This is a genomic window from Alicyclobacillus mali NBRC 102425 (assembly GCF_001570745.1).
Classification (GTDB): Bacteria; Bacillota; Bacilli; order Alicyclobacillales; family Alicyclobacillaceae; genus Alicyclobacillus; species Alicyclobacillus mali.
Genome location: NZ_BCSG01000084.1, coordinates 1 through 617 on the forward strand (window position 1 = coordinate 1; position 617 = coordinate 617).

1 protein-coding gene is annotated in these 617 nt (G+C 59.6%); it reads right to left on the reverse strand.

Annotated elements, in window-relative coordinates:
* A partial coding sequence (locus AMA01_RS13470; protein WP_446698023.1) for an IS66 family transposase occupies window positions 1-453 on the reverse strand: 453 nt, incomplete at its 3' end.
* Window positions 454-617 lie beyond the last annotated feature (164 nt).

The window sequence follows — 617 nt, forward strand, 5'->3', positions numbered from 1 at the left end:
TCGCGTGATCTCACGGCTCATCTCGTGAAGCTCACCCGCACATTTCGAGCAGACTCGCTCGTCATCTGACAGTCGGTATTCGACGACCTCGTCTGCTTCGCCCTGATACAGCCAGGCGTCACGCTCCCGCGCCGCACGAGGCTTCCGGCGCTCATACGTGATGGTCTCCGTCTCCACGCCTTCCGACGTCACTTCTGCATCGGCTTCCCCGGTCTCTTCCGAAGGTTGGGCGTCCGCCTCGACTTCGGCTTCGTTGAACAACGGGAGCTGGACGCTGTCCGACTCAGCCGGGGTCTTGCGCCGCTTTTCACTGGAAGCCCCAAACAGACGATGACGGAGCATATGGATCTGCTCCTCCAGGTAGGCCACCTGTTGGCGCAATTGCTCCTTTTCTCGCTGAAGGGCTTCGTATTCTTGTTCGGTCATGAGGATGGTGCCGTTCTCCTGCGTCATGCCCTAAGCATTCGACGGCCTAGATCCGATTCCTGCTGAGGTGGCCTACTTAAATCGCAGAACGGACATGCACGGCTCGATGCGCTTTCGGCTGCTCGAGCGGCAGGCCATCCAGGAGCCAGTTCAGCTCTCGCCGTGTGATCACCATGGTCTTGGCATCTCCT